This window comes from Streptomyces sp. URMC 129, assembly GCF_051386415.1.
Lineage (GTDB): Bacteria > Actinomycetota > Actinomycetes > Streptomycetales > Streptomycetaceae > Streptomyces.
Genome location: NZ_JBPQTQ010000251.1, coordinates 1 through 2,561, shown reverse-complemented (window position 1 = coordinate 2,561; position 2,561 = coordinate 1). Strand labels below are relative to the sequence as shown.

The following is a 2,561-nucleotide window of genomic DNA, read 5'->3' as shown; positions in this document are numbered from 1 at the left end:
TCCCCCACCGAATGCCCACACACCACATCCGGCCGCACACCCCACGACTCCAACAACCGGAACAACGCCACCTCAACCGCGAACAACCCCGGCTGCACAGACCCCGGGACCTCACCCGAAGGCAGACCGAACCGGGCCCACACCTCATCAAACGCACCAGCAAACACCGGGAACGCGGCATACAACTCCCGCCCCATCCCCAACCGCTGACTCCCCTGCCCCGCAAACAACAGCGCGGTCTTCCGACTCGGTGCCGCGATGCCACGGGCAACTCCGGTCGCCTGCCGCCCCTCGGTGATCGCGGACAGAGCGTCCAGCAGTTCGGCACGGTCCCGGCCGCTCGCCACAGCACGGAACTCCAGCGCCGCCCGCGCTGTCGCCAGCGAGTAGCCCACATCCGCAGGGCGCAGTTCTTCATGTTCGGCAAGGTGATCCCGCAGGCGCCGGGCCTGCGCGCGCAGTCCCGACTCGTCCTTCGCCGACAGGGGCCACAGCACGACGGGAGCCGTCGCCCCACCGCCGTCCTGGTCGGCCTCGGCCGGGACATGTTCCAGCACGACGTGAGCGTTGGTGCCGCTCACGCCGAAGGAGGACACGCCCGCACGGCGCGGGTGGCCGTTCTCCGGCCAGGCCACGGTCTCCGTCAACAGCCGTACCGCGCCCGCCGACCAGTCGATGTGGGGCGATGGTTCGTCCGCGTGCAGGGAGGGCGGCAGAACGCCGTTCCGCATCGCCATCACCATCTTGATGACACCGGCGACACCGGCGGCGGCCTGCGTGTGCCCGATGTTCGACTTGATCGAGCCGAGCCACAGCGGCCGTTCGGCAGAGCGCTCCTGCCCGTACGTGGCGATGAGCGCCTGGGCCTCGATCGGATCGCCCAGGGTCGTGCCCGTCCCATGGGCTTCAACAGCATCCACATCCGCCGCCGACAGACCGGCACTTGCCAGCGCCTGCCGGATGACGCGCTGCTGCGAAGGCCCGTTCGGAGCCGTCAGACCGTTCGACGCACCGTCCTGATTCACCGCCGAGCCACGCACCACCGCAAGAACGGGGTGCCCATTGCGGCGCGCGTCGGAGAGCCGTTCGACGAGCAGCATGCCGACCCCTTCGGACCAACCGGTGCCGTCCGCAGCGGCCGAGAACGACTTGCACCGACCGTCCGCCGCCAGACCTCGCTGACGGCTGAACTCGATGAAGACGTTGGGCGTTGCCATCACCGCCACGCCGCCGACCAGGGCCATGGTGCACTCGCCCTGCCGCAGCGCCTGCGCCGCCAGATGCAACGCCACCAACGACGACGAACACGCCGTGTCCACCGTCACCGCCGGACCCTCCAGCCCGAACGTGTACGCCACCCGGCCAGAAGCCACGCTGCCGGCCGATCCGATGCCGAGCTGCCCCTCGAAGGCGTCCGGTGCGAGAGAGGCCCGCGTGCCGTAGTCGTGGTACATCACGCCGACGAACACGCCGGTCCGGCTTCCCCGCACCGAGGTCGGGTCAATGCCCGCGCGTTCCAGGGCCTCCCAGGAGACTTCGAGCAGCATGCGCTGCTGCGGGTCCGTCGACAGGGCCTCGCGCGGCGAGATCCCGAAGAACGCGGGATCGAACTGGCCCGCGTCGTAGAGGAATCCGCCCTCCTTCGTGTAACTCGTTCCCTGGTGATCCGGGTCGGGGTGGTACAAGGCGTCGACGTTCCAGCCTCGGTCGGTCGGAAAGCCACCGATCGCGTCGCCGCCTCCGGCCACCAGCCGCCACAGGTCCTCCGGCGACCAGACATCGCCGGGGTAACGGCAGCCCATGCCGACGATCGCGATCGGCTCGTCCGCCGACGACACGGCCAGGACCGGCGCGGTGCCCTGGTCCGCTGTCCTGGACGGGAAAGCGCCGCCGAGAGTTTCGGCCAGGTGGTCGGCGAGGGCGGTCGGCGTCGGGTGATCGAATACCAGCGTGGCGGGAAGCCGGACACCCGTAGCCGTTCCGAGACTGTTGCGCAGCTCCACCGCGGTGAGCGAGTCGAAGCCGAGGTCGGTGAACTGCCGTCGCACGTCAACAGCTTCGGCCGCATCATGGCCGAGGACGGCCGCGACGCTCGTCCGCACCAAGTCGAGCAGCAACTCGCGCTGTGCTTCTCCCCTCAGTCCGGCGAGCCGCTGCGCGAGGGACGACTGATCGCTGGGCTGGGCACCGGCGTTGACGGCGTGGTGCCCTGCCGGGGTGCGGACGAGTTCGCGCAGGAGAGGCGGGAGCGAGCCGGAGCGTGCCTGGGCTTCCAGCGCCCGCGCGTTCAGCCGGACAGGAACCATCAGCGGCACACCGGCCGCGCTCGCCATGTCGAACAGGGCCAGTCCGCTGCGGGCGTTGAGGGGGGCGATGCCGGCACGAGCGGCCCGCCGCCGGTCGGCATCGCCCAATCCGGCAGTCAGCGCGCTCGCTTCGTCCCACAGACCCCAGGCGAGGGATGTGGCGGGCAGGCCGTTGGAGTGCCGGTACTGGGCAAGGGCGTCGAGGAACGCGTTGCCCGCCGCATACGCCCCCTGCCCCGGACTGCCGAAAACCCC

1 protein-coding gene is annotated in these 2,561 nt (G+C 70.3%); it reads right to left on the bottom strand.

Features of this window, described 5'->3' with window-relative positions; all coding sequences use genetic code 11:
• Positions 1–2,561 (bottom strand): type I polyketide synthase (locus ACSNOC_RS27475; protein WP_436750285.1); only part of this gene is annotated, 2,561 nt, incomplete at both ends.